Annotated in this window: 25 protein-coding genes; all 25 read right to left on the reverse strand. The window is 66.8% G+C overall.

The annotated features are described in order from the left end of the window. Positions 1–37 precede the first annotated feature (37 nt). The gene (locus K4G67_RS00135) at positions 38–235 is read right to left on the reverse strand and encodes a hypothetical protein (protein ID WP_239804396.1); all 198 of its coding nucleotides are present in this window, start codon (positions 233–235) and stop codon (positions 38–40) included. Between the two features lie 61 nt (positions 236–296). After that, a complete protein-coding gene (locus K4G67_RS00140) occupies positions 297–1,040 on the reverse strand; it encodes a Bax inhibitor-1/YccA family protein (RefSeq protein ID WP_239804397.1) in 744 nt (247 codons plus the stop codon). 162 nt (positions 1,041–1,202) lie between these two features. Further along, positions 1,203–2,009, reverse strand: a complete 807-nt coding sequence (locus K4G67_RS00145) for a pyrroline-5-carboxylate reductase family protein (protein WP_239804398.1) — start codon at positions 2,007–2,009, stop codon at positions 1,203–1,205. 13 nt (positions 2,010–2,022) lie between these two features. Next, positions 2,023–2,529 carry a type III secretion system chaperone family protein gene (locus K4G67_RS00150; protein WP_239804534.1) on the reverse strand — a complete coding sequence of 169 codons (507 nt, stop codon included), beginning with the start codon at positions 2,527–2,529 and terminating at the stop codon, positions 2,023–2,025. Between the two features lie 179 nt (positions 2,530–2,708). Beyond that, positions 2,709–3,578 carry a tetratricopeptide repeat protein gene (locus K4G67_RS00155; RefSeq protein WP_239804399.1) on the reverse strand — a complete coding sequence of 290 codons (870 nt, stop codon included), beginning with the start codon at positions 3,576–3,578 and terminating at the stop codon, positions 2,709–2,711. 25 nt (positions 3,579–3,603) lie between these two features. Further along, the gene (gene ftsZ, locus K4G67_RS00160) at positions 3,604–5,193 is read right to left on the reverse strand and encodes a cell division protein FtsZ (protein WP_239804400.1); all 1,590 of its coding nucleotides are present in this window, start codon (positions 5,191–5,193) and stop codon (positions 3,604–3,606) included. 200 nt (positions 5,194–5,393) lie between these two features. After that, positions 5,394–6,659 carry a cell division protein FtsA gene (gene ftsA / locus K4G67_RS00165; protein ID WP_239804401.1) on the reverse strand — a complete coding sequence of 422 codons (1,266 nt, stop codon included), beginning with the start codon at positions 6,657–6,659 and terminating at the stop codon, positions 5,394–5,396. A 7-nt stretch (positions 6,660–6,666) separates the two neighbouring features. Beyond that, a complete protein-coding gene (locus K4G67_RS00170; RefSeq protein WP_239804402.1) occupies positions 6,667–7,596 on the reverse strand; it encodes a cell division protein FtsQ/DivIB in 930 nt (309 codons plus the stop codon). After that, positions 7,593–8,561, reverse strand: coding sequence for a UDP-N-acetylmuramate dehydrogenase (gene murB, locus K4G67_RS00175; protein ID WP_275588686.1), 969 nt, complete (start codon positions 8,559–8,561; stop codon positions 7,593–7,595). The genes K4G67_RS00170 and murB overlap by 4 nt, the downstream gene beginning before the upstream one ends. Beyond that, positions 8,561–9,982: a UDP-N-acetylmuramate--L-alanine ligase gene (gene murC / locus K4G67_RS00180; protein WP_239804403.1), complete on the reverse strand. Its 1,422-nt coding sequence runs from the start codon at positions 9,980–9,982 to the stop codon at positions 8,561–8,563. The genes murB and murC overlap by 1 nt, the downstream gene beginning before the upstream one ends. Then, the gene (gene murG / locus K4G67_RS00185; protein ID WP_239804404.1) at positions 9,979–11,145 is read right to left on the reverse strand and encodes an undecaprenyldiphospho-muramoylpentapeptide beta-N-acetylglucosaminyltransferase; all 1,167 of its coding nucleotides are present in this window, start codon (positions 11,143–11,145) and stop codon (positions 9,979–9,981) included. The genes murC and murG overlap by 4 nt, the downstream gene beginning before the upstream one ends. Beyond that, positions 11,142–12,377: an FtsW/RodA/SpoVE family cell cycle protein gene (locus K4G67_RS00190; RefSeq protein ID WP_239804405.1), complete on the reverse strand. Its 1,236-nt coding sequence runs from the start codon at positions 12,375–12,377 to the stop codon at positions 11,142–11,144. The genes murG and K4G67_RS00190 overlap by 4 nt, the downstream gene beginning before the upstream one ends. After that, the gene (gene murD, locus K4G67_RS00195) at positions 12,374–13,711 is read right to left on the reverse strand and encodes a UDP-N-acetylmuramoyl-L-alanine--D-glutamate ligase (RefSeq protein ID WP_239804536.1); all 1,338 of its coding nucleotides are present in this window, start codon (positions 13,709–13,711) and stop codon (positions 12,374–12,376) included. Before murD ends, K4G67_RS00190 begins: the two co-directional genes overlap by 4 nt. A gap of 17 nt (positions 13,712–13,728) precedes the next feature. Further along, a complete protein-coding gene (mraY, locus tag K4G67_RS00200) occupies positions 13,729–14,790 on the reverse strand; it encodes a phospho-N-acetylmuramoyl-pentapeptide-transferase (RefSeq protein ID WP_239804406.1) in 1,062 nt (353 codons plus the stop codon). 191 nt (positions 14,791–14,981) lie between these two features. Continuing rightward, entirely contained in the window at positions 14,982–15,962 is a 981-nt protein-coding gene (locus K4G67_RS00205) for a hypothetical protein (protein ID WP_239804407.1), read from the reverse strand. Continuing rightward, positions 15,959–17,440 carry a UDP-N-acetylmuramoyl-L-alanyl-D-glutamate--2,6-diaminopimelate ligase gene (locus K4G67_RS00210; RefSeq protein WP_239804408.1) on the reverse strand — a complete coding sequence of 494 codons (1,482 nt, stop codon included), beginning with the start codon at positions 17,438–17,440 and terminating at the stop codon, positions 15,959–15,961. Before K4G67_RS00210 ends, K4G67_RS00205 begins: the two co-directional genes overlap by 4 nt. Next, positions 17,440–19,227, reverse strand: coding sequence for a peptidoglycan D,D-transpeptidase FtsI family protein (locus K4G67_RS00215; RefSeq protein ID WP_476695953.1), 1,788 nt, complete (start codon positions 19,225–19,227; stop codon positions 17,440–17,442). Before K4G67_RS00215 ends, K4G67_RS00210 begins: the two co-directional genes overlap by 1 nt. Further along, entirely contained in the window at positions 19,227–19,838 is a 612-nt protein-coding gene (locus K4G67_RS00220; protein WP_239804409.1) for a hypothetical protein, read from the reverse strand. Before K4G67_RS00220 ends, K4G67_RS00215 begins: the two co-directional genes overlap by 1 nt. Further along, entirely contained in the window at positions 19,835–20,824 is a 990-nt protein-coding gene (gene rsmH / locus K4G67_RS00225) for a 16S rRNA (cytosine(1402)-N(4))-methyltransferase RsmH (protein ID WP_239804410.1), read from the reverse strand. The genes K4G67_RS00220 and rsmH overlap by 4 nt, the downstream gene beginning before the upstream one ends. Then, the gene (locus K4G67_RS00230) at positions 20,821–21,324 is read right to left on the reverse strand and encodes a division/cell wall cluster transcriptional repressor MraZ (protein ID WP_239804411.1); all 504 of its coding nucleotides are present in this window, start codon (positions 21,322–21,324) and stop codon (positions 20,821–20,823) included. Before K4G67_RS00230 ends, rsmH begins: the two co-directional genes overlap by 4 nt. Before the next feature lie 330 nt (positions 21,325–21,654). Further along, the gene (locus K4G67_RS00235; protein ID WP_239804412.1) at positions 21,655–22,458 is read right to left on the reverse strand and encodes an ABC transporter; all 804 of its coding nucleotides are present in this window, start codon (positions 22,456–22,458) and stop codon (positions 21,655–21,657) included. Position 22,459: 1 nt separating this feature from the next. Continuing rightward, positions 22,460–22,861: a hypothetical protein gene (locus tag K4G67_RS00240; protein ID WP_239804413.1), complete on the reverse strand. Its 402-nt coding sequence runs from the start codon at positions 22,859–22,861 to the stop codon at positions 22,460–22,462. A gap of 13 nt (positions 22,862–22,874) precedes the next feature. Further along, on the reverse strand, positions 22,875–23,876 hold the full coding sequence (locus K4G67_RS00245) for a cysteine synthase A (RefSeq protein ID WP_239804414.1): 1,002 nt from the start codon (positions 23,874–23,876) through the stop codon (positions 22,875–22,877). A gap of 50 nt (positions 23,877–23,926) precedes the next feature. Next, positions 23,927–24,544, reverse strand: a complete 618-nt coding sequence (locus tag K4G67_RS00250) for a heme exporter protein CcmB (protein WP_420829968.1) — start codon at positions 24,542–24,544, stop codon at positions 23,927–23,929. Between the two features lie 38 nt (positions 24,545–24,582). Further along, positions 24,583–25,221 (reverse strand): heme ABC exporter ATP-binding protein CcmA, encoded by a 639-nt coding sequence (ccmA, locus tag K4G67_RS00255; protein ID WP_239804416.1) that lies wholly within the window; start codon positions 25,219–25,221, stop codon positions 24,583–24,585. Between the last annotated feature and the right edge of the window lie 32 nt (positions 25,222–25,253).

The following is a 25,253-nucleotide window of genomic DNA, read 5'->3' on the forward strand; positions in this document are numbered from 1 at the left end:
CGTGGAAATGCGTCCCGCCATACTATGCGACCCTCTCTCAATCCGGGGAGAAATACTGACCTTCGATCTGACCGATGGGCGATGACCGCAGCGTGAAGCGCCTCAGGCCTTCGAACAGGCTTCGGCCATGAAACAGATCGTGTCCGAACCCCTTATGCGCCAAGGCGGGGCCGCTCGTAAATGGCGAATGTCCAACAAAATGCCCGGCCGGATCGGGTCCGGCCGGGCACATCATGATATTGCCATTTCATCATCCGACCCGCCCGCGCGGACCGGTTGCGAAGGAGCAGGCGCGATCAGTCGCGCTGCCCCATGAACATCAGCAGGAACTGGAACATGTTGATGAAATCGAGGTACAGCGAAAGCGCACCAAGGATCACCGCCTTGCCCATGAAATCCGTTCCGGCGAGCTGAAAATACTGACGCTTCAGCCGCTGCGTATCGTAGGCGGTGAGGCCTGCGAAAATAAGCACGCCCAGAAAGCTCACCGCCCACATCAGCGCCGCGCTCTGCAGGAAAATGTTGATCACCGACGCGATCAGCAGGCCGATGACGCCCATGATGAGGAAGCTGCCCATGCCGGACAGGTCCTTCTTCGTGGTGTAGCCGAACAGGCTGAGACCGGCGAACGCGCCCGCCGTCGCAAAGAAGGTCGCCGCGATCGACGCGCCGGTATAGACGGCGAAAATCGTCGACATGGAGGCACCCATGAGCGCCGCGAACGCCCAGAACAGGATTTGCAACGTGCCTTGCGAAAAACGGTTCGCGCCGAACGACATCGCGAAAACGATGGCCAGCGGCGACAGCACGATCAGCCACATCAGCGGCGAGGTCATGATCGCCACGCCAAAGGCGGTGTTGGCCATGACGAATGCGACCACGCCGGTCAGCGCGACGCCCATCGCCATGTAATTGTAGATCGACAGCATGTATTTGCGCAGGCCGGCGTCAAAGCCCTCCCGCGTCTGCATACGCCCGTCGAGGCCCGTGGACGCGCCGAAGCCCGTCCGGGTGGGCTGGGGATCGTTCCAGTTTGCCATTTTATCCTAACTCCTCTGCCAGCCCGCGATAAGGCGGGCCGTTGCATGCAATATCGGCGCGATCGTTCCCGAATTCAAGGGGAACCGCGCCGTGGCGACCTGCCGTTACAATCGGATACGAACGGGAAACAAAGGTTTAACGCAGGCCTCGTTTCGGGCGGTTCAGGCCTCTTTCGCCATCGCGATACTGCGATCGCGCGCGTTGCGCAGCGTATCGGTCATCAATTTCAGCATGCGGTCGTTTTCATCGAGCGTGTCGAGCCCGGCCTGCGTCACACCGCCGGGCGAGGCCACGCGCCGCGCCAGTTCGCCCGGTGAATGCTCGCTGTTCGCGGCAAGCGCGGCGGACCCTTCGACGGTGGCGAGCGCCAGCCGGTCCGCCTGTTCGCGCGGCAAGCCGAGCGCGCTCGCCGCTTTGGCCAGCGAATCGATAAAGCGGTAGACAAAGCCCGGCCCCGACCCTGCGAGCGCGGTGACGAGATCGAACAGGCTTTCATCCGGCAGCCATTCGCCCTGCCCCAATGGCGCGGCGAGCGCATCGACCATGGCGCGCTGTTCGTCGCCGACATCCTTGCCCACGAGCGCGATCGGCGATTTGCCGAGCGCCGCCGACAGGTTCGGCATCACGCGCACGATACCGCCGGCACGCGGGAATTTCGATTGCAACGTATCGAGCTGCGTGCCCGCGAGGATCGACAATACGACCGTCTCGCCCCCGATCAGCGGTTCGATTTCGGGCGCATTGTCGTTCAGCATCTGCGGCTTGATGCCCAGCATCACCGCATCGAACGTCTCGCCCTTGGGAAGTTCCTTGAGCAGGCGCACGCCGTCGGGCGCATCCTCGCGATAGGGATCCGCGATGGTGAAGATTGACGGATCCACCCCCCCTGCGAGCCAGCCGTCCAGCATGGCGCCCGCCATGTTGCCGCAACCGATCAACAGCATTGAGCCGGGTGTCTTCGTCGTCATCACATTCATAATCTCAAGCTTCTCCTGCGGCATCGACGAGCGCGGATTGCAAGGCCGCCTGCGCATCGCGATCGCCCCATAAAACGAATTGAAACGCCGGATAGAACCGGTCGCATTCCTCGACGGCCACCTCCACGGCGGTCTGCGCCTGTGACAGGCTAAGTAGGCCATCATCGCCCAGCATCAACCCGTGGCGGTAAAGCAGCACCGATCCGTTGGACCAGATATCGAAATGACCCAGCCACAATTGTTCGTTCACCAGGGTCATCAATTCGAACATGGTGACGCGCTTTTCCTGCGGAACGCGCGTTTCGGGCAGGCACAGCAATTGCAGCACGTTATCCTCGTGCCGCCATATCGCGCGCAGCTGATACTTGGCCCAGGCGCCCTGCACCTCGCCGCTGATCTCGTCCTCACCGATGAGTTCGTAGGGCCAGCTGCGCGCCTCGAAGAGCGACATCAGCATGTCGACGGGGGCCAGCTCCTCTTGGGTGCTCATCATCTTGCGTCCTGTCGTCATCGTCGCTCCCGCCGCATGGATCGCCCGCCCCGCGCCTCTTGCGTTGGGGGCCATCATGCTGGTGCCCTGTCGCACCCCCGCTTGCCAATCCGCGCCCCGTTCCGCACCGGGCATAACCGCAGACAGCTGTGCAGACCATGTGGAAAACGACGCTCCCTGTATCGGGATGGGTCGCATCGTCATTCGCTTCTGCTGCGGCGGGTGCGGCGCCGCGATGCCTTCGCCCCGGAGGAGCGGGTTTGCGGATCGGCGGCGATCGCGTCCATGCGCGGGAAACGCCCGAAAGTGGCCGCGGCGACCTGCTGTGCATTGCTCAGCTTGGGCATGACGCGCATATAGGGTGAAATCTGCGCCGCGAGTTCGGGCGGCAAGACCGTGCCGAGCAGTTCGACCGCCTCACGCTCGTTCCCGCTGATGGCGAGCATGAAGGCCCGCGTGCGCCAGCCCGAAAGATCCTGCCGTTCGAGCAGCGGGCGCAGCACGGCGTCGCCGGCGGCAAAATCGCCGCCCACGGCAAGGCTGAGCGCGTGCCGCCGGATCAGCTCGTCCGCGACGTAATTGTTGGACGGAACGTCGCGCTGCTGCAAAAATTGCGCGGCAATCCGGTAGTAATACTGCGCAGAGGGCTGATCCCCGATGAGATCGTAGGCAAGCGCGCGATCCGCGGAGAGATCCGCGACGGGCGCGCCATTGGCCTCGGCCTTGGCGAACTGGTCGAGCGCGGCTTGCGGTTCGCCACGCAACGCGAGGATCGCCGCGCGCACCGATGCGATGACAGGATCGGTCGGTGCGTGCTTCTCGGCTTCCTCGACATAGGTCAGCGCCGCCTCCGGATCGCCCAGCCGCACCGCCGCCACCGCCGCGTGGCGCAGCGCATCCAGATTATCAGGATCGCGCAGGAGCACCCCGCGCGCATCCTTCAACGCGATCTGATCCGGGCCGGGAAGCGGTTGCACCACCGGCACGGCGGCGGCCGGCACCACCGCGACACCGGCGCCCGCCCCCACCATAAGAATGGCGGCCAGGATCGGACGCAGGCGGCGCGCCATACCGGCGGAGCGGAGACGCAGGATCTTAGCGATTGTTACGACCGAGGAAACGCGGGATGTTGAGTGCGCCATCGTCATCGTCGTCATCGTCGAAATCGACACGGCGGTTGTCGCGGCGCGGCGTTTCGCGGCTCTCGTCACGGCGGTCGTCCCGTCCGCGCGACAGATTGGCCATGCGCTCGAACAAGGTACTGCCGCCGCCCGAACTGCGCGGGGCCGGGGCCGGACGCGCGGGTGTGGGTGCTGGCGCCGCATCCTCGGGCGGGGTCAGACGGTCGGAAACCGGCGCGGGCGGCGGCGCGGGGCGGGGCGCCGGCTCCGCCTCCATCCCGCCGAGCTGCAGCTCGTCATCCGCATGCGCGGGCGGCGCGATATCGGCCTGCTGATCGAGATTGAGTTCGAGCGGTTCGTCGTGCGCATACTCGGCAAAAGCGTCCTCGGCGCCGGGCGCTTTCAACGCGTGATCGTGGGCCGGATCGGGAATCCCGGTGCCGCCATCCTGCGCCATAGCGGGAGCTTCGGCAACGGGTGCGGGCGGCGCTGCGGGTGCCGATGCCGGTGCGGGCGTCGGCGACGAGCCGGGATGGACCGGCGCGCGACCCGAACCCATGGAGAAACCCTTGACCGCGGGCGATTCCTGGCGATCGGCGCTTTGATCGATGCCGGTTGCGACGACCGACACGCGGATCTTGCCCTCCAGATCGGGATTGAAGGCCGAACCCCAGATGATGTTCGCATCCGGATCGACGAGATCGCGGATATGGTTGGCGGCCTCGTCGACCTCCATCAGGCGCATGTCCTCGCCGCCGATGATCGACACGATGACGCCCTTTGCACCCTGCATCGACACCCCGTCGAGCAGCGGGTTCGCGATGGCCTTTTCCGCGGCTTCGAGCGCGCGATTATCACCCTCGCCCTCGCCCGTGCCCATCATCGCCTTGCCCATCTCGCCCATGACGGACCGCACGTCGGCAAAGTCGAGATTGATGAGGCCCGGCATCACCATGAGATCGGTGATCGACCGGACGCCTTGCTGCAATACCTCGTCGGCGAGGAGGAAGGCTTCCTTGAACGTGGTGTCGGGGCTGGCGACCAGGAACAGGTTCTGGTTCGGAATGACGATCAGCGTGTCGACGTGCTTCTGCAATTCCTCGATGCCCGCATCGGCAGCGCGCATGCGGCGATTGCCCTCGAACATGAACGGCTTCGTGACCACGCCCACGGTGAGCACGCCCTTCTCGCGCGCGGCTTTCGCGATGACCGGCGCGGCGCCCGTGCCGGTACCGCCGCCCATGCCCGCGGCGATGAAGCACATGTGCACGCCTTCCAGCATGCGGTCGATCTCCTCGATCGTCTCCTCCGCCGCGGCGCGGCCGACCTCGGGCCGTGCGCCCGCGCCCAGCCCTTGCGTGATTTCGGGGCCGAGCTGGATCCGATCCTCCGCGATGGAGGAATTGAGCGCCTGCGCGTCGGTATTCACGACGACGAAATCGACGCCTTCGATCTCCGAACGGATCATGTTGGCGATGGCGTTGTTGCCGGCGCCGCCGACGCCGATCACGGTGATGCGGGGGCGAAGCTCCTCAACCGCCGGCGGACCGATATTGATGCTCATGAAATTCTCCGGGACGAAAACCGTCGTCAGCGTTCAAAACTTAAGGCTGGCAAAATTATGGCGGGGTTTTGGCACAGAACAATTCATCGGGGCAAAGGGATAATGCAGATTTCCACACCCCCAAAGGCGGAGAGCCCAGCTTTGTCGCGCGCCTGCACCGCCCCGTCGCGAAGGCATCCGCATCGCTGCCGTCCGTCCCCTCAGAAATACTCGCGCACCGCACGCATCATCCGCGCAAGCAGGTTGCGCCCGCCGCCCCCGGCCCCATCGCCGACAGACCCGTGCGCGCGTATATCCACAGGATCGTCCGCCGCATGCAGCACAAGCCCGGCAAGGCTCGCAAATCCGGGAGTCGCATGGGCCTCGGGCAGGCCGGTCATCGCAGGGGCGCGGCCCGTGCGCACGGGTTTTGCCAAGGCCTGTTGCACGTAATCGGCAAGCCCGGCCAGTTCCGCGCCCCCGCCGGTCAGCACGATCTGCCGCCCGTTGCTGCCGCGTCCTGCGACAAAGCCCAGCGATTTGAGCGCCTTGGACACATCGTCGGTCCATCGAGCGAGCTGTCCTGTAATGACCGAGATCAGTTCGGCGCGGGGGATCATCTCCCCCTGTCCGCTGCTGTCCGCCGAAAGCGGTATCATCTCGCGATTGTCGGTCGGGCTGGCGATGGCCGAACCATAGACGCATTTCAGCCGCTCTGCCTGCGCGCGGCGGATACCGAAGGCCGACGCGATGGCATCGGTAATGTCGCCCGAACCATAGGGGAGCACGTCCATGCCGACGAGCATGCCGCCCGCGTGAACGGAAATATGCGTGACCTCCGCCCCCATGTCGATGACCGCGACGCCGAGGTCGCGCTCCTCCTCGGTGAGGCAGGCGTGCCCACTGGCGACCGCGGCGCCGACGACGCCCGCAACCTCCAGATGCGCGCTCTGCACCGCCTCCATCAAATTGCGCAGCGGGCCGGTTTCCGCCTCCATCACATGAATCGCGACCGATAACGTATCGGCGTGAAGCCCGCGCGGATTGGCCACCCCCTGCGCCTGGTCGAGCACGTAGAACGCCGGTTGCGCGTGGAGCACGGCGCGCTGTTCACCGGCGTCGGGAATGATCTGATCGCGCGCATCGATCAGCAGGTAATCGATGTCGTCCTGCTCGATCCGGCGTCCGCCGATCTCGATATCGACCTCGCGAATGGCGCTGGTGAGGCCGGCATTGGCACATCCGATCCACACCGCGTCGACCTGCACGTCGGCGGCGCGTTCGGCGCGCTCGATCGCGTCGCGCACCGCATGGGTCGCCGCGTCCATGTCGGTGACATAGCCGCGCCGGATCCCGTCGGCGGCGCGGTGGCCGGAGCCCAGCACGATCATCTCGCCATCGCCGGTCAGCCCCGCGATCATGGCGGAGATGCGGAAACTGCCGATATTGATGGCGGCGAAGATCTTCTCGATACGCGGTGCGGGCACGGCGGGTTCAGCCTCCGTCCGCGTCGCGCGCGCGCTCTGCGGCAAGCTCGGCCTGCGCCTTCGCCCGGCCCGGCACGCGCATGTAGGTGCGGTCGGGCGCGCGCATGTCGAACACCGCGACCTGCCCGCCGAGCAGGCGATTGGTGCCGTCGTCGCGCGCAAAGGTGACGAGCGCATCGCGCGCCTCCTCGTCCCCCTCGGGCAGGGCGAGCACCTGTCCTGTCGCGAAGGTCAGGTTCCAGCGCCGGTTGCCGATCCATTCCGCCCCGCGCACCTGCGGCTTGAGCGCGGGCGCGATGTCGAGCAATTGGGCAAGGTCGACGGCCCGGTCCTCCGCCCCCTCGCCCGACAGGACCAGCATCTTCTCCGCCTTGCCGCGCGGCACCGGTTCGAGCCTGTGGCCGGCGGGATCGATCAGCACGAATTCCTCGCCCTGACGCAGCACGGCATGCGGTTTGCGTTCGACCACGTCGATCACCAGCGCATCGGGCAATTGCCGCGATACGCGCGCATCCTGCACCCAGGGCAGCGCGACCAGATCGGCTCGCAGGCTGTCGAGATCGAGCAGCGGCATCGGCACGTTGCGCGCGGCGAGCGCCTTGGCATAGATCGCCTGTTCGTCCATGCGGTTCACGCCGCGCACCTCGATCCGGTGGACGGCGAAACCGGCGCTGTCGGCGGCCTCGGCCACGCGGGTGCGGATCATGTCCGGCACGCCGAGCAGGACGGCAAGACCCCATGCCGCAACGGCAAGCGCCGCCGCGATCAGGATCTGAAAGAATTTCTGCAAGCCCCGCTCGGATATGGGAAGCACGCGCATGATCGCGTCGGCCACCCCGCCGCTGCGCGCCTTTGCCGTGTTGACGGCCTTGCGCTTGCCCTTGGCGGCGGCGGCGCGGCGCACGCCCTTCCCGCCGCGGCGGATGGTGGTGCTCATGCGCCTGCCTCCACCGGCTCGCCCGCGAAACGGCCCACGCGGCGAATTTCCCAGTCCAGCGTCACGCCCGAATGCGCCTTCACCCGGCGGCGCACCTCCTCGCCCAGCATCTCGATGTCGCGGCTCGTCGCCTCGCCCGTGTTGATGAGGAAATTGGTGTGCTTCTCGCTCACCTGCGCATCGCCGATGGTGAGTCCGCGACACACCGCCGCATCGACGAGCTGCCACGCCTTGTGCCCGTCTGGATTCTTGAACGTGGACCCGCCTGTTTTCGTGCGCAGCGGCTGACTGTTTTCGCGCGCCTCGGCAATGCGGTCCATCTCGTCGCCAATCGCATCGGGGTCGCCCGGCGTGCCGCGAAAGGTCGCGGCGGTGACGATCGCACCATCGGGCAGATCGGAATGGCGATAGCGATAGCCCATGTCGTCCGGACCATATATGCGGCGTGTCCCATCGCGCAGCACGACATCGCATTCGACGAAAATATCGGCGACCTCGCGCCCATACGCCCCGCCGTTCATTCGCACGAACCCGCCGACCGTGCCGGGAATACCGCGCAGGAACTCCATCCCCGCAATGCCCGCATCGCGCGCGCTGCTCGCCGCCAGAATGCCGCTCGTCCCGCCGCCCATGCGCAAGGTGGTGGGGTCGCGCGCCTCCACCTCGGCAAATACCTTGCCCAGCCGCACGACGACGCCGTCCACACCCCCATCGCGCACGATCATGTTGGAGCCGAGGCCAATGCCCATCACCGGCACCCATTCGGGGAGCGTGCCGAGGAATTCGCACAGATCGTCAACATCGGCCGGCTCGAACAGCAATTCGGCGGGACCGCCGGTCTTGAACCAGGTATATTTGGCGAGCGGTGCCATCGCGCGCAATTTCCCACGCGGCGTATCGATAACGAACGCCCCGCCATTCAGCCGGATCCGCAAACGCCCCCCATCGTCGAGCAGTTCCGCCATCACGCGCCCCTTTTCGCCGCGACCGCATCGGCCAGCCCCGCGGCCCAGCGCGTGATGTCCCCTGCGCCAAGGCACACGACCATGTCGCCCGGTTCGACGATGTCGGCGAGCGTTCCGGCAAGCGTTTCGGCATCCTCGACCACCGCGGTCTGCCGATGGCCCCGATCCTTCAGCCCGGTGACAAGCGCATCGGCATCGACGCCGTCGATCGGTTCCTCGCTCGCGGCGTAGACCGGCGTGACATAGACGATGTCGGCGTCGTTGAAGGCACTCTGAAACTCCTCCATATGGTCGCGAAGGCGCGTGTAGCGATGCGGCTGCGCGACCGCGATGACGCGGCCCGTCGCCCCTTCGCGCGCGGCGGACAGAACGGCGCGGATTTCCACCGGGTGGTGGCCGTAATCGTCGATCACAATCGCCGGTTCGCCATCCGTGACGATCTCGCCCACCTTGGTAAAGCGTCGCTTGACCCCGCCGAACCGGGCGAACCCGTCGCGCACCGTTTCGAACGGGCATTGCATTTCGACGGCGACGGCAATCGCGGCCAGTGCGTTCTGCACATTGTGGCGGCCGGGCATGGGCAGTTCGATTCCCTCGATCCGTTCGGCGCTGCCGTCGCGGTGGCGGATGGCGACGTCGAAACGATTGCCGCCGGGCACCGGGGTCACGTTCTCCCCGCGAATGTCGGCCTGCGCGCTGAAGCCATAGGTGACGACGCGGCGATCGCGGATCTTGGGCAGGATCGCCTGCACCTCCGCATGGTCGAGGCACAGCACCGCGGCGCCGTAGAACGGCACGTTCTCGATGAATTCGACGAAGGCGTTTTTCACATTGTCGAAGCTGCCGTAATGGTCGAGATGTTCGGGGTCGATATTGGTGACCACCGCGATCGTCCCGTCGAGGCGGAGGAAGCTGCCGTCGCTTTCATCGGCCTCCACCACCATCCATTCGCTGGTCCCGACGCGCGCGTTGGAGCCGTAGCTGTTGATGATGCCGCCGTTGATGACGGTAGGATCGACGCCCCCTGCGTCGAGCAGCGCGGCGACCATGGATGTCGTCGTCGTCTTCCCATGCGTGCCGGCGACCGCGACGGTGCGTTTCAATCGCATCAGCTCGGCCAGCATTTCGGCGCGCCTCACCACCGGGATCCGGTTTTCGAGCGCGGCGACAACCTCCGGATTGTCACGCCGGATCGCCGTGGAGGTGACGAGCACGGCGGCGCCCGCGACATTTTCCGCCTTCTGCCCGATCATCACCGGAATGCCTTTTTGACGCAAACCTTCGATCACGTGCCCTTCGGAAATATCCGAACCCTGCACGGCATAGCCGAGATTATGCATGACCTCGGCAATGCCGGACATGCCGATGCCGCCGATCCCTGCAAAATGGATGGTGCCGATCTCGGTGCCGACGCCCTTCATGCGCGCATCCCCCGCATTTCGCCTCGCGCGTCGGGCTGTTGCATGCGGATCACGTCCATGAGCGGTGCGCCGCCGAACCCTTCGACCAGATCGGCAAGGTCTTTTGCCGCGTCGGGGCGCCCGCAATTCCACATCGCATGGGCGGCGCTGGCAAGCGTTTCCGGCGTGCGGGCAAGGTCGGCGACCTGCCTCGCGAGTTCCGCGGGCGTGAATTGCGGTTGCCGGATCGACCGCGCACCGCCGGCCGCCACGATGTCGCGCACATTGGCGGCCTGGTGATCGTCGGTCGCGATGGGCAGCGGCACGAGAATCGCGGGGCGCCCCACCGCCGTCAGCTCCGCAATCGTCGATGCGCCCGCGCGCCCGATGAACAGATGCGCATCGGCGAGCCTTTGTGCCATATCCTCGAAATAGGTGCCGAGTTGTGCCGTGATCCCATGCGCGGCATAGGCCTCGCGCACCGCCTCCATATCCTCGGGCCGGCATTGCTGCGTCACGTGAAGTCTGCGGCGCAGGTCATCCGGCAATTGGGCCAGCCCGTCCGGCACCACTTGCGACAATACGCGCGCGCCCTGGCTCCCCCCGGTGACGAGGATGCGCAAAGCCCCGTCCTCGCCATATGCGGGAAAGGGTTGACTGCGCAGGTCCAGCACGGGCCCGCGCACCGGATTGCCGACAAGCTCGGCCCGCGCGCCGGTGCCTGTGGGCATGCGGTCGACCCGTTCATACGCGGTCGCGACGATGTCGGCATTGCGGGCCAGGAACCGGTTCACCCGGCCCAGCACCGCGTTCTGTTCATGGATGATCGACGGGATGCGGGCCGATTGCGCGGCCAGCAGTGCGGGCAATGCGGGATAGCCGCCAAAGCCGACGACCGCCGACGGTTCGAATTCGCGGAACAGGCGCAGCGCCATCTTTCGCCCCGACAGGATCGCGCCAATCCCCTTTATCTTGGCGAGGATGCCGCCATCCATCCGCCCGGCGGGCAGGACATGGGCCTTCATCGCATGCGGCATGCCGGGGATGGCCGCGCCGCGTTCGTCGGTGACGAGCGCCACCCGGTGTCCCCGCCCGATGAGTTCAGTGCCGAGCGCGAACGCGGGGATGAGATGCCCGCCGGTTCCCCCCGCGGCCAGCACGTAATGGCGCGAAGCCTTGGTCATGTCCTGCGCCTTCCTTGCAACGCGTTGAAACCGTCGCGCCCCAGATACGGATTGCGGCGCGTCACCGCCAGCAGCAGACCGATGCTGAGGCACAGGGCGATCATCGACGAACCGCCATAGCTGATCAATGGGAGCGTCATGCCTTTCGACGGGAAAAGCTGAAGATTGACGGCGATATTGATGAACGCCTGCCCGCCGAGCAAGGCCGCAAGCCCCGTCCCGCCAAGCACCGCGAACAGATCGTCCTCATCGCGAAGCCGCCACAACACCCGCACCACCAGCGCACAGAACAGCAGCGAAATCCCGGCCACGGCCACAAGGCCGAACTCCTCCCCGATCACGGACAGGATATAATCGGTATGCGCCTCGGGCAGGGAATTCTTGCGCTCCCCCATCCACAACCCGTGCCCGAACCATCCGCCCGACAGCATGGTCTTGTTGGCGAGATCGACCTGGCTGAATGCCTCCCCCCCTTCGAGAAAGGCATCGATGCGGTGCCGCGCATTGTCGTAGAACATGTAGGCGAGCGCGACGATCGAACCGATCGCCCCGACGGCAAGCCCGATATGCCGCCACGGCATGCCCGCACACAGCACCAGCACGAACCACACCCCGCACAGCAGCATGGCCGCCCCGAAATCGGGTTGCAGCATCAACAATCCGACTGAAAGCATCAGCAACGCCCCCGACGCCGCGATCACCGGAAGGCCGGGGTCGCGCACCTTCCACGACAGGATCCAGGCGAGTGCGAGGGCGAAGGCCGGCTTGTAGAATTCGCTCGGCTGAAACGAGGCACCGACATTGATCCAGCGGCGCGCGCCGTTCACCTCCGCCCCGACGAACGGCACCAGCACCAGCAGCCCGAGCATCCCCGCCGCCAGCACGATGGCGAAACGGCGGGCAAGGTCGCGCGGCATCATCGAGGTCGCCGCCATCACCCCCGCGCCAAGCACGAGCCAGCGCACGTGCGGCCAGAAGAAATAGAGATCGGGCAATGTCTTGCGCGCGGTCGAAAGCCGCTCTGCGCTGGCGGCGGAACCGGCCGCGACCGCGATGATGCCCGCGATCATCAGCGCGGCGACGATGCCGAGCAGCACGCGATCGATCTCCCGCCACCAGATGGCGAGTTCACGGCGGCGCCCGCGCCGGTAACGGTTCGACTTGCGCGCGATATGGACGCCGCGCGTCTCGCCCGCAAAATGGCCGCCTTCGAAATGAGGGGTCACGTTCATTGCTGTTGCCTCGCCTCCTCGATCGAGCGCACGTTTTGAATGAAGCATTCGCCGCGCTTTTCGTAATCGCGAAACTGGTCGAAACTGGCGCAGGCGGGCGACAGAAGCACGACATCGCCAGACGTGGCCGCGGCGGCGGCGGCATGGACCGCCTGGCCCAGCATCTCGGCCCGGGTGACGGTCACATCGGGCGACAGAAGACCAGCAAACATCTCGCCCGCCTCGCCGATGGTATAGGCCGCGGCCACGTGATGCAGCCAGCCCGCGCATTCCTCCAGCGCGTCTCCCTTCGCCAGCCCGCCCATGATCCAGTGGATGCGGGGCCGCCCCTCCCGCGGGGCAAAGGCGGCAAGCGCCGGCGCGGCGGATGCGGGGTTCGTCGCCTTGCTGTCGTTGATGAACACGACGCCGCCGATTTCGGCGACCCGCTGCATCCGGTGGGGCAATCCCGTAAAGCTGGCCAGAGCGCGGGCGATGTCCGCATCGTTCAGCCCGCATGCCCGCGCCGCGGCGGTCGCGGCCGCGACATTGGCCCGGTTGTGCGGCCCCTGCAGCGCGGGCCAGTCCGACTGCTGCGACGGGATCGCGACATCCTCGATCACGGTCGGTGCACGCCCGGCGAGTGCCTGCGCGACCTGCGGTATGGCGCGAAGCGACCGCGCATCGACGATTCCCGTGCCCTTGCCGCCCTGCATCTCGAACAGCCGGGCCTTTGCCGCGGCATAGCCTGCGAAACCGTCGTCGTACCGGTCGAGATGATCGGGCGTCAGGTTGAGCAGCAAGGCGCAATCGCACGCCAGCGAATGCGTGAGGTCGATCTGATAGCTCGACAATTCGAGCACATAGACCCCGCCTGCGGGCAGCGCCTCGGTCGCGAGGATGGGAATGCCGATGTTCCCGCCCATGCGCGCGGCGACCCCCGCGGTGTCGAGCATATGCTGCACCAGCGCGGTGGTCGTCGATTTGCCATTGGTGCCGGTGATGCCCACCACGGTGTGCGGCGGGATCGCTGCACGGTTCTGCGCGAAAAGTTCGATATCGCCAATGAGCGGCACGCCTGCCGCCCGCGCGATTTCGGCGATGGGATGGCGGTTGAGCGGGACGCCCGGCGACACCACGATCCCGTCGAACCCGGCAAGCGCGTCCACGTCCATCTCGCCCAGTTCGACGCGACCCTCGCTCGCCGCCATGGTCGCGTCGCGCGCATCCGCGTCCCGGTCCCACGCCCGCACATGCGCCCCTGCATTCAGCAAGGTGCGCACCGCCGCCTGCCCGCTGCGCGCAAGGCCGAGCACGCCATAGCGTCGCCCGGCGAAAACCTGCGGCGACAGGATCGAGGCGGCGCCCCCGCTCACCGCAGTTTCAACGTCGCGAGCCCGATCACGGCCAGCACGATGGCCACGATCCAGAAGCGGATGACGACGGTGGATTCGGCCCATCCCTTCTGTTCGTAATGATGGTGGATCGGCGCCATCTTGAAAACGCGCTTGCCCGTCCGCTTGAACCAGAACACCTGAATGATGACCGATGCGGCCTCCAGCACGAAAAGCCCGCCCACGATGCCGAGCACGACCTCGTGATGCGTGCCCACCGCGATGGTGCCCAGCGCCCCGCCGAGCGCGAGCGAACCGGTATCGCCCATGAACACGGCGGCAGGCGGCGCATTGAACCACAGGAACGCAAGCCCTCCGCCGATGATCGCGGCACATAGAATGGCAAGCTCGCCCGCCCCCTCGACAAAGGGAATGCCCAGATAGGCGGCAAAATCGGTCCGCCCGACAAGATAGGCGATGATCGCGAACGTGCCCGCCGCGATGATCACCGGCATCGTGGCCAGACCGTCGAGCCCATCGGTCAGGTTCACCGCATTGCCCGCACCCACGATGACGAAGGCGGCGAACAGGTAATAGAGCGGCCCCAGCGGAATACCGAACGTCACGAAGGGCAGATAAAGGCTGGTATCGCGCACGATCAGCCACGCAGCCACCCCGGCAATGGCGAATTCACCGGCGAGCCGCACTTTCCCGGATACGCCGGCATGGCTGGACTTTCGCACCTTGTCCCAATCGTCGAGGAACCCGATCAGGCCAAAACCCACGGTCACCGCGATGCAAGCCCATACCAGGAACGAGCGCAAATCCATCCACAGCAGCATGGAGACGGTGACGCTGATCAACACGAGCAGCCCGCCCATCGTCGGCGTGCCCCGCTTGGCCAGATGCGTCTGCGGCCCGTCGAGGCGGATCGGCTGCCCCTTGCCCTGGCTCAGCCGGAGCATGTTGATGAAGCGCGGCCCCATCACCAGCCCGATGACGAGCGCCGTCAGCAGGCAGGCCCCGGCGCGGAATGTCTGATACCGGACAAGATTGGCCAGCCCTTCGAAATTCAGCCACTCGGCAATCAGAAAAAGCATCGAAATTCCCTTGGCGTACCGGCGAACCGGATCGGCGCGATTGCAATGTCCAAAAGGCCGGCGCATGCGACCTGCGATAATGCCATGGGCGATTGGATGCCGCTTGTGAAGAAGCGTGTTGCCCGGTTTCCCCGACGCGGCGCCGCATACGCAAATCGGGGCGGGATCGAAATGGCCCGCCGTGCCATGGTTCAGTCCGCCCCGACCCCCGAAGTGATCTTTTCGCAAGTCCGGCTCGCAAACGCATCGTCGGCGAGCGTCATCGCCGCCGCGCCCAATGATGCGCCCGCCGCACGCATCGCGCCGATGACGGCCATCGTGGCACCGGCATCAGCACCGTCGGCAATGGTATAGCACAGCGGACGGCCATGGATCTCAACGGAGACCAGCGTGCCGCCGAACGGTCCGTCCACCTGGTCGAGCAGGCGGATATCGGCGCTTGCCCGCAGGCCATATGCGGTGACGGCCGCGCCCGCATCCATCGCCGCCGCACGCCAGCGCGCGAAATCGGGATGGTCGGCGGGAAGGATCGCGGCGCCGCCCGCCTCGACCGAAGCGGCGACACGGCGGCCCGCCTCGCGGCCCGCGTCAGGCCCCAAGATGACCAGATGGGGGCGCAGCGGTTCGGGCGCCGTGACGCCGTCGATCCCAAAAAGCGCATGGCTGCGATCCGCCGCAAGCCGGGACAGCGCGAGGTCGAGCCCCTGTCCCGTATCGGCGGTCCAGCTTGTCCCCCTGCTGGCAAGCTTGAGCGCGCGGCCCAGCACGTCGGCCACCGTGTCGCCGGAAAAGCCGAGGATCGCCATGATCGTGCCACGCGCCCGGTTGCGCGATGCGCGGGCGAGCAGGGACAATGCCTCCCCCGTTTCATCGACGAGTATATGTGGGCCGGCAAGCGAAGTCGTGGTGACGATACCGGCGGCGCCATTCGCACGGGCAGCCTGCGCATCCGTGTCGCCACGCGCGAAATAAAGCGTGCCCTGCTTCACATCCTCCGCAGTGATGGCGACATCGCTTGCGGCGAAATCGCCCGACAACTGCCCGCCGACCGAACTTGCCACCGCCTGCGCGCGCCAGAGCGGCTTGTCCGCAAGGCCGTGCGTTTCCGCAATGATCCGCGCGCGGGTTGCCGAGGGGACGGGGCGTATGCTGACCTTGGATGCACCACTCATGCTGCGCACTCCCTTGCTACGGTTACGTCGTCGAACGGTTCGATGCGCTGTGCATCGCCGCGCCCGTGGATCTGCCCCTGCTCATGCCCCTTTCCGGCGATGAGGACGATGTCGCCCCGACCGGCTTCGGCAATGGCGGCGGCAATCGCCTCGCGCCTGCCCGCGACTTCGCGCAAGGTACCTTCGTCGGCCCCGGCAAGGATCGCGGCGCGGATCGCGGCCGGGTCTTCGCCGCGTGGATTGTCGTCGGTGACGATGGCGATGTCGCTGCCCCGCGCCGCAACCGCGCCCATCGGTCCGCGCTTTCCGGTATCGCGGTCGCCGCCCGCGCCGAACACCGTGATAAGCCGACCCGACACATGCGGGCGAAGCGCGGCAATCGCAGCCTCCAGCGCGTCCGGCGTGTGGGCGTAATCGACATAAACCGGCGCGCCGGCCCGGCTGATCGCCGCGCGTTCGAGCCGTCCGCGCACCGGTTGCAACCGGCCCATCGCGTCGAACACCTGTACCGCATCCGGCCCGTCTTTCCCGCCCGTCACGATAGCCAGCCCTGCGGCACACAGCGCATTCGCAGCCTGATAGGCACCGATCAGAGGCAACCGAACCGTGCGTTCGCGCCCGTCGTGACGGAGGGCAAGCTCCTGCCCAAGCTCCGTCGGTGTGCGCGACAGAAGCCGGATCCCCACGCCCCCGTCGCCGCCATCGCCATTTTCGCCCACCGCGAACAGCTTCAAACCGCGCCGTCGCACCCGTTCGGCGACCGCGGCGCTCTTGCCATCGTCCATCCACACGACCGCCGCGCCGCCATCGTCGACGACCTCGTCGACAAGGCGCATCTTCGCCGCGAAATATGCGTCCATGTCCGCGTGGTAGTCGAGATGGTCGCGCGACAGATTGGTGAAGGCGCAGGCCGCCACCGGCAGGCCTTCGTTGCGATATTGGGAAAGGCCGTGGCTCGACGCCTCATACGCCACATGGGTGACCCCTTCGCGAGCAAGGCCGGTCATGTTCGACAGAAATGTCGCGATGTCCGGCGTGGTCAGGCCGGTGGACACCGATTCGTCCGGCGTCGTCACGCCCAGCGTGCCGATCGACGCCGCGGAAAAACCGCACATGCGCCAGATCTGCCGCGTCATTTCCACCGTCGATGTCTTGCCATTCGTACCGGTCACGGCGACGACGGTTCTGGGCGTGGGGCGGAAAAATCCCGCCGCGATCCGGGCAAAGGCGCGGCGTGGTTCCGCATCGGCGATGTGGATCGCGCCGTCGACATGCGCCTCGGGCCGGGCGACGATGGCGACCGCACCGGCCGCGATCGCCTGCGGGATGAAATCCTCGCCATTGGCGCTGCTTCCCCGAAACGCGCCGAACACGCTGCCTTTGGCGACCTTGCGATTATCGATGGCAAAGCCGGTGACTTCCGCATCGTCCGCGACCAGTTCGTATCCCGCACGTTCGAGTAGCGTGTTCAACCGCATCAATGCGCTCCCCCTACCAGCGGCATCAGGTCGGACAGGTCGATGTCGCGATTTTCATCCGGATACACGCCGAGCATCGGCCCGATCCGCGGGACCAGCCGACCAACGGCAGGCGCCGCGTTCCATGCCGCCGTCCGCTGATACGACGTGGCGGGCGTGCCCTTCGGCTCGTCGAACATCGTGATCACGACATAGCGCGGATTGTCCATCGGAAAGGCGGAGGCGAACGTCGTCACCAGCGTCGTGCGGGCATAGCCGCCATCGGTCGGTTTTTCCGCGCTGCCCGTCTTCCCGCCGAGACGGAAGCCCGGCGCCTCCGCCTTGCGGCCGGTGCCGTCCACCACGATCATGCGCAGCATCTGCCGCATGCGGGCGCTCGTCGCTTCCTTGAACACGCGGCGGCCCTTCGGCGCTTCGCCGGGGCCGAGCTTGCGAAGGGTCGCCGGGCGCCAGATGCCGCCGTTCACCATCGCAGCATAGGCGCTGGCAAGGTGGAGCGGCGTCACTGCGATACCGTGGCCATAGGCGACCGTCATCGTGGTGAGACGCGGCCATTCGCCGCTGCGCCAGATCGGAAAGCCCCGCGCGGGCAGTTCGATCCGGGGCCGCTCGTTAAAGCCGAGCAGCTCCATCTTTGCCTTCATGCGCTTCGACCCCAGCTCGTCCGCGATCTGCGCCGTGACGATGTTGGAGGAATGCATCAAGGCTTCGGGTACGTTGAGGCTCGCGCCGAGCGAGTGGCTGTCGCGAATGGTGAACCGCCCGACACGAAGCCCGCGCCCCGCCGGGTAACGCCGCGCCAGATTGGTGACCGTGCCGGCATCGATCGCGGCGGCAACGGCGAGCGGCTTGAACGTGGAGCCCAGTTCGTAGACCTGGTTCGTGACCCGGTTGAACATCAGCTTCATCCCCTCCTCGTCGATCTTGTTCGGATCGAAGGAGGGAAGCGAGGCGAGCGCGATCACCTCGCCTGTATCAACGTCGAGCACGATCCCCGCCGCGCCCAGCGCCTGCGCCTCGCCAATGCCGCGCATGAGCTCATCCTCGAGCGCGGCCTGCACCCGCGCGTCGATCGACAGCGGCACCGGCGTGCCGCGCGTCGCCGGATCGGACAGCTGCGCGTCATACACCTGCTCCATGCCCACGCGTCCCTTCCCGTCGGACGCGACATAGCCGAGAACATGCGCGGCAAGATTGCCTTCGGGGTAATAGCGGCTGGGTTCCGCGGGCTGGTTGAGCGCCGGCTCGCCGATGGCAAACACCTTCGTCGCTTCTGCGGGCAGGATACGGCGGCGCAGATATTGCCCCTTGCCCGATGCGAGCCGCCGGGTCAGGTCGGCCTCGTCCATGTCGGGGAAGATCGCGACCAGCTTCTTCGCAACCTCGGCGGCGGGCCGGGTCAGCGGCGGGCCACCCTCCATCGCCCTGGGATTGAACCAGAGCGCATAGGATTGAAAATCGCGCGCCAGCGGGACGCCGTTGCGGTCGGTGATCTGCCCCCTGTCGGGGAGCAACGCATCGCCGGCGCGCACCGGCACGCCGTCGCTTTCAAAAAAGCCCAGCACCGCGACGCGCAGCAACAGCACGGCGGTGAACATGGCGAAGAAGAACGCGATCCACGCCATGCGTTGCCGCGCCTGGCGCAGCGCGGCCGTGCGAAGGTTGCCCCGGCTCGCCGGCGGGGGCGCGGCATGGGTTTCGCCATGCGCGCCGCGGACGCGTGCGCCGCCCGAAAATTCCCGCGATGGTTCGAAATTCGCCCCGTAGCCGAGCGGCGCCGTGGCCATCAATCGGCTCCTTCCGCCTTGGCCAGAACGGCATCGAGGTCGAAGCGTTCGGCAAAATTGCTCGGGGTCGCGGCCTTGCCTGCCGGAATGGCGGGCAGGGTCGACGGCTCGACACGCATTGGCTTCGGCCCTGTCGCGGTGCTGCGCGCATTGTCCCGCGCGACCAGTTGCCGCATCATGCCGATGGGCGCGGCGGCATTGTCGGCGGAGGCCACGCGCACGGGCGCCTCGCCAGCCGGGGCTGCCTCTTGCGGCTTATCCCCGGCATCGGCCATGCGCATCGGCGCAGGGGCCGCGACATCGACCGGCTTGCCCAGCATGGTGAGTTCCTGCCGCGTTTCGAAGAACTGATCCGCCTTGGGCGCGACATAGCCGAATTCGACCTCGTTCCAGCGGACGAGTTGCTGCTGCCGCGCGCGGGTCTGAAACTCGGTCTCGAGCACGATCAGCTCCTGCTTCGTCTGCAGGATCTGTCGCTCGGTCGCGGCGATGTCGCTCTTCACGCCCTTCACCTGCAGCATCAGGGCAAAGCACAAGGCCAGCGCCACCAGCACCGCGGCGCTCCACATCATGGCCTGCGTGCGATTGCGGCTGATCATGGGGCCGGTCATGCGGTGTTCCTCTGCGATGCGGGGCGGGCGGGGGCGGCGGTGCGGGTGGCGGCGCGAAGCACGGCGGAACGCGCGCGGGGGTTGCGCGACAGCTCCGCATCGCCCGGACGGACGGGTTTGGCAGGCCTTGCAAAAACGGCGCTGGCCACGTGGTCCGTCGCGGGCATGTGGCGCGACGGCGCTGCGCCCGTATTGGACGCATCGCGCAGGAAATGCTTCACGATGCGGTCTTCAAGGCTGTGGAAACTGACCACGGCGAGCCGCCCGCCTTCGCGCAGCAAATCCTCCGCCGCGCAAAGACCGGCGCGCAATTCGTCGAGTTCGGCATTCACATGGATGCGAATCGCCTGAAAACTGCGGGTGGCGGGGTCCTTCGGGGCGTTGGCGCGGCGATCGTTGCGATTGAAGCCGAGCGCCTTGCGCACGATATCGGCCAGCGCGCCCGTCGTTTCCAATGGGCGCGCCGCGACGATGGCCCGCGCGACACGGCGCGACTGCCGCTCCTCACCATATTGATACAGCACGTCGGCGATCGCGCCTTCTTCCGCGCCGTTAACGAAATCGGCGGCGCTTTCCCCCTCCCGCGACATGCGCATGTCGAGCGGGCCGTCCGCGGAAAAGGCAAAGCCGCGCTCCGCCTGGTCGAGCTGCATGGAGGATACGCCGATATCCATCACCACGCCATCGACCTGGCGCACGCCGGCCTCGCGCATGGCATCGGCCATTTCGGAAAAGCGGCGCGGATGAAGGACGAGCCTCGGCGTATCGCCCGATGTTTCCGGCCAGTCGCGCGCGGCGGCGATGGCGGTCGGATCGCGGTCGAAGGCATGGACGGTCGCCCCCGCCGCGAGCAAGGCACGGGTATAGCCGCCCGCCCCGAAGGTTGCGTCGATCACCACCGCATTTTCGAGCGGTTGCAGCGCTTCGATCACCTCGTTCAGCAGCACGGGGACGTGCGGCGCGTCATGATTTGCAGCAGCGCTCACTTGCGCCCCCGCTTCGGCTTGGCCGCCTCGTTGCGCAGCGATTCGCACGCCGCCTTAGCCGCGGTCCAGTCGTCGCCCATCTCGAACAGGCGCACAGGGTTCCACAAGGTGAAGAACGCGCCGCCACCTTGAAAGAACAGCTCGCCTTCGATCCGGGCGAGGTCGATCAGATGGTCCGGCATGATGAAGCGGCCCGATTCGTCGAACGGAATTTCCAGAAAGCCGTAAAGCTGCGCCGAACGTGTATCGCGGTCGAATTCGCGGTCCATGCGCAGCGCCCGCTCCTCTTCACGGTCGAGCTGTATCTCAAGCTCATCCATGCGCGAGAGGCCGAATCCGGTCAGGCAGTCCCACCGCTCATGCTTGGCAAGGCACAGGATGCGCGAATCATCAGACGATTCGCGCACCACCTTGCGGAACGCAGGAGGCAGCACGAATCGGTTCTTCTCGCCGCGTAGCGAGAAGCCCTGCCCCCTGTAGCTGTGCGGCCGTGCCGGCACGTAGCGTCCCCAAAATTACAAACGCGTTTCTCCTTCCGGTGCCGTGCGTGAGCATGGCCCGGTACGCCCCCTTTCGGCGCGGGAAATGATCGTTCCAGTGAATGGAATCGCTATTAACCCAAAGGGGGTGGGGATGAAAGGGGAATTCGCGGGAAACTACGCCCAAAATGAGCTTTACGTGCGTTCCCGGACCGCGTTTACCGTCCGCTAACTATGCGAATCCGCAAGGAAACGTCAATCGACACGGCTCGTCCCGTGCAATCCCCATCGTTTTGCGGTCATGTCGGCCATCCGTCCCGCGCGATCCCCGATCGGGAGGACGCGGAGCTGTCAGAGCGGCGCTTCGAGCGTCTTCAGCATCGCGCGCAAAGCGGTTTTCGCGCTCTCCACCGGGGTGTCGCCGTCCTGCAGGAGCGCCGCATCGGCAATCGCCAGGACCGTGCCGTCCCCGATCCGGCATCGCGCGATCAGCCCGCCCGCCTGCGTCTCGCAATGCGAATCGTGCCCCTTGCCAGTCAGCCGGAAATGGCCGGCTTGCGAGATGGGCAGCGGCATGGGCGTCGGTGCCATGCGCCAGCCCTCGCCCTGCGCCTCGTCATAGGCGAGTTCGAGGCCCCAACGCGCCAGGATCGGCGAGAGCATCGCCATCGCCTCCGGCCTGCGGCGATCGCCCAGCCCGTATTCCGAATGCGCCTCCAGCATCGGATCGGCGAGCAGCACGAGCCGTCCGCCGCCGCGCACCCAGCTGTCGAGCGCGACATTCTCATCGCCCGCCAATGCGCGCGGCTGCGCCATGAATAGGCGCTGCACACCGCCATTCGCCGGGTTGCCCAACTGGGTCAGCCGGTCGACAGGCTGCAACGCATATTCGCGCGCAATCACCGCTTTTGCCCAATGGTCCCGCGTTTTCCCGTCGAGCAGCGCGTCGATGTCCCCCTCGGCCCAGAATATCGGCAGGCTGGTGAACAAGGCGAGCGCGGGCCTGTGGGCCGTGCGTGTCTTGGCGTCGCTGTCCGAAACGGGCGTCGCGTCGGCGGTGTCCGCACCGCCCCCGCCCTCACCAGCGCCTGCACCTACGCCCGTGTTGCACCCGCATAGCGCGAATGCGGCGAAAAGGGCGGCAATCCTGCGCATCCTATTGCGCGGGGCCGCCGCCATCGCGATTGCCATTGCCTGCGGGCTGCGTTGGCGGGGCGGTCTGTGTCGGGGGGAGCTCGGCGGCGGGAAGATCGCGCACGCTGCCCGCCTCGCCCTCTGCGGGCAATTCGGGGACGACGCCGATATCGACCAGCGGGTCGCTGCGGTTGGCTTTGGCCTCCGCGCCTTCCTGCGCCGCGATCTGGGGGTCCTCGGCCTCGCGCGCCTGCTCCATGATGGTGCTGGCCAGCGCGACGAGGAGCAGCATCGCGCCGATGCCCGTGATGCCGAGCTGTATGCGCTGGCTCGCCTGGGCGCGGGCGCCGCGCAGGGCAGCGGAATCGCGCTCGGCCTTCCTGGCGGACGCTTCGCGCCGGGCAAACCCGCGGGTCAGCGCCATGACCGTGCCCCCCTCACCCGTTCAGCCAGGGAAAGACGGGAAGCCCCTTTGCCCGCAACCATTCGGGATTGTAGAGGCTGGAGAGATAGCGGAAGCCCGTATCGCACAGGATCGTCGCCACACGCGCCGGCCGGCCAAGATCGCGCGTCAGATCCTGCCCCAGACGAATCGCCCCCGCCACATTGATGCCCGACGAAAGACCAAGACACAGCCCCTCCTCCTTGAGCAGGCGGCGCACCCAATCCAGGCCTTCCTCGTCCGAAATGCGATATTGCGTGTCGATCGGCGCCCCTTCGAGATTGGCGGTGATGCGCCCCTGCCCGATCCCTTCTGCGACGGAGCTGCCCTCTGCCTTCAATTCGCCATTCGCGTAGTAATTGTAGAGTGCGGCCCCGTGCGGGTCGGACAATGCGATGCGCACGTCCTCGCTGCGTTCCTTCAACCCCATGCCGACCCCGGCAATGGTGCCGCCTGTACCCGCCGCGCAGGTGAACCCGTCGACGCGCTCCTCCATCTGGTCCCAGATTTCGGGTGCCGTGCTGTCGATATGGGCCTTGCGATTGGCGGTATTGTCGAACTGATTGGCCCAGATCGCGCCGTCTGTCTCCTCGGCGAGGCGGCGGGAGGTGTGCACGAAATGGCCCGGATTGGAAAAGGGCGCGGCCGGGACCAGCACCAGTTCCGCGCCCAGCGCCCGCAACGTGTCCATCTTTTCGCGCGATTGCGTTTCGGGCATGACGATGATGGTGCGATACCCGCGCGCATTGGCGACAAGCGCCATGCCGATCCCGGTGTTCCCGGCCGTACCCTCCACAATGGTGCCACCGGGTTTCAGCGCGCCACGCTCCTCCGCATCATGCACGATCCACAGCGCGGCGCGATCCTTCACCGACGCGCCGGGATTCTCGAACTCGCACTTGCCGAAAATGTCGCATCCGGCGGCCTCGCTCGGCCCGGCGAGCCGGACGAGCCGGGTGTTGCCGATAAGCGATAATGTATCAGGGATTGTCTGCATCTTCGCCAAGGTAGGAGGCGCATGGCCAAAGGGCAACGATAAAGCGGCGCTCAATCGCGGGCCGCGCGCACCGCCGCGCCCGCCGCAAAGGGCGCGATCGCAACCAGCACCAGGCTGACCGCACCGGTGAGTGCGATGCCGCCCTCGCCCCCACTCGACAGGCTGCCCGCGCCGAAGATCAGCAGCGGTATCGCCAGCGGTACGATCAGCAGCCCCGAAAGCGCCGCCCCCCCGCGCAGCCCCGCCGTGATCCCCGCCACCATCACACCCAGTGCCGCCAGCCCCGGCGTCCCCGCGAGCAGACCCAGCATGACGATCCGCACCTGCCCCCCCGTCAATCCCAGCAGCGCCGACGCGGGCAAGGCCGCCATCATCAACGGCACGGCAAAAGTCAGCCAGTGCGCACCGATGCGCGCCGTCATGATCCATTCCTCGCTCAACCCGCGAAGCGCCCATTGATCGAAGAACCCGGCATCGAGGTCCGGCTCCACCAGACGGTCGAGCGGAAGGATCGCCGCCAGCAACGCCGCGACCCACACGATCCCCCCGCCGCTGCGCGCGAGCAGGGCCGCATCCGGCCCCACCGCAAAGGGATAGAGCATGGCGACGGCGAGGAAGAACAGCACCGGCAATCCCGCCCCGCCCCGCCGCCCACCGGTCAGTAGCATGGCGATGTCGCGGCGAAACACCCGGGCCCATAGCGCCGTCACGCGGCGTAATCCGGTATCGACAGGCGCGCCATGCCAGGCAGTCGGATCGGCTGGTGCGACGCGACGAGCGCGATGCCGCCCGCCCCGCAATGTTCCGCGATGAGCGCCTCCACCATGTCGGTCGATGCGGCGTCCAGCCCGTTGAGCGGTTCGTCTAGCATCCAGATCGCCGCGCCGCGTCCCGCCATACGCGCGAGCGCGGCCCGCCGCCGCTGTCCGGTGGAGAGATAGCGCACCGGCACGTCGAGCAGGCCGCCGATCCCGACCCGCTTTGCGATGCGCGCCGCGGCATCGGCATGCAGCCCGTCGCACCGCGCCCAGAAATCGAGCGCCCGGCCCAGCGGCAGATGCGTGTCGAGCGCCAGGCGTTCATCGAGCAGGGCAATATCGCCGCTCCGCTCCACAGTGCCGGCGAAGGGCCGCGACAATCCCGCCAGTATCCGGATGAGGCTGGACTTGCCCACGCCGTTCGGCCCTGCCAGATGGAGCGCATCGCCGTGCCTCAACCGCAAGGACAGCCGTGCGAACAAAAGCCGTTCGCCGCGGCGGCATGCAAGATCCCGCGCACCCAGCGCGGCATTCGCAAATGCCGTGGGAGCCGAAGGGGCGGGCGGAACGGAAAGGGCGGCGGCCATCGCGCCGGTCTATGAGATGAAGGGCCGCGTGC

Origin of the sequence: Croceicoccus hydrothermalis, from assembly GCF_022378335.1 — a bacterium.
Classification (GTDB): domain Bacteria; phylum Pseudomonadota; class Alphaproteobacteria; order Sphingomonadales; family Sphingomonadaceae; genus Croceicoccus; species Croceicoccus hydrothermalis.

Coding starts and splice junctions, on each gene's coding strand:
- K4G67_RS00135 (WP_239804396.1), bottom strand. CDS start 235: ATGATGTGCCCGGCCGGACCCGATCCGGCCGGGCATTTTGTTGGACAT.
- K4G67_RS00140 (WP_239804397.1), bottom strand. CDS start 1,040: ATGGCAAACTGGAACGATCCCCAGCCCACCCGGACGGGCTTCGGCGCG.
- K4G67_RS00145 (WP_239804398.1), bottom strand. CDS start 2,009: ATGACGACGAAGACACCCGGCTCAATGCTGTTGATCGGTTGCGGCAAC.
- K4G67_RS00150 (WP_239804534.1), bottom strand. CDS start 2,529: ATGACGACAGGACGCAAGATGATGAGCACCCAAGAGGAGCTGGCCCCC.
- K4G67_RS00155 (WP_239804399.1), bottom strand. CDS start 3,578: ATGGCGCGCCGCCTGCGTCCGATCCTGGCCGCCATTCTTATGGTGGGG.
- ftsZ (WP_239804400.1), bottom strand. CDS start 5,193: ATGAGCATCAATATCGGTCCGCCGGCGGTTGAGGAGCTTCGCCCCCGC.
- K4G67_RS00170 (WP_239804402.1), bottom strand. CDS start 7,596: ATGAGCACCACCATCCGCCGCGGCGGGAAGGGCGTGCGCCGCGCCGCC.
- murB (WP_275588686.1), bottom strand. CDS start 8,561: ATGGCGGAACTGCTCGACGATGGGGGGCGTTTGCGGATCCGGCTGAAT.
- murC (WP_239804403.1), bottom strand. CDS start 9,982: ATGAAGGGCGTCGGCACCGAGATCGGCACCATCCATTTTGCAGGGATC.
- murG (WP_239804404.1), bottom strand. CDS start 11,145: ATGACCAAGGCTTCGCGCCATTACGTGCTGGCCGCGGGGGGAACCGGC.
- K4G67_RS00190 (WP_239804405.1), bottom strand. CDS start 12,377: ATGAACGTGACCCCTCATTTCGAAGGCGGCCATTTTGCGGGCGAGACG.
- mraY (WP_239804406.1), bottom strand. CDS start 14,790: ATGCTTTTTCTGATTGCCGAGTGGCTGAATTTCGAAGGGCTGGCCAAT.
- K4G67_RS00205 (WP_239804407.1), bottom strand. CDS start 15,962: ATGAGTGGTGCATCCAAGGTCAGCATACGCCCCGTCCCCTCGGCAACC.
- K4G67_RS00210 (WP_239804408.1), bottom strand. CDS start 17,440: ATGCGGTTGAACACGCTACTCGAACGTGCGGGATACGAACTGGTCGCG.
- K4G67_RS00215 (WP_476695953.1), bottom strand. CDS start 19,227: ATGGCCACGGCGCCGCTCGGCTACGGGGCGAATTTCGAACCATCGCGG.
- K4G67_RS00220 (WP_239804409.1), bottom strand. CDS start 19,838: ATGACCGGCCCCATGATCAGCCGCAATCGCACGCAGGCCATGATGTGG.
- K4G67_RS00235 (WP_239804412.1), bottom strand. CDS start 22,458: ATGCGCAGGATTGCCGCCCTTTTCGCCGCATTCGCGCTATGCGGGTGC.
- K4G67_RS00240 (WP_239804413.1), bottom strand. CDS start 22,861: ATGGCGCTGACCCGCGGGTTTGCCCGGCGCGAAGCGTCCGCCAGGAAG.
- K4G67_RS00245 (WP_239804414.1), bottom strand. CDS start 23,876: ATGCAGACAATCCCTGATACATTATCGCTTATCGGCAACACCCGGCTC.
- K4G67_RS00250 (WP_420829968.1), bottom strand. CDS start 24,544: ATGCTACTGACCGGTGGGCGGCGGGGCGGGGCGGGATTGCCGGTGCTG.
- ccmA (WP_239804416.1), bottom strand. CDS start 25,221: ATGGCCGCCGCCCTTTCCGTTCCGCCCGCCCCTTCGGCTCCCACGGCA.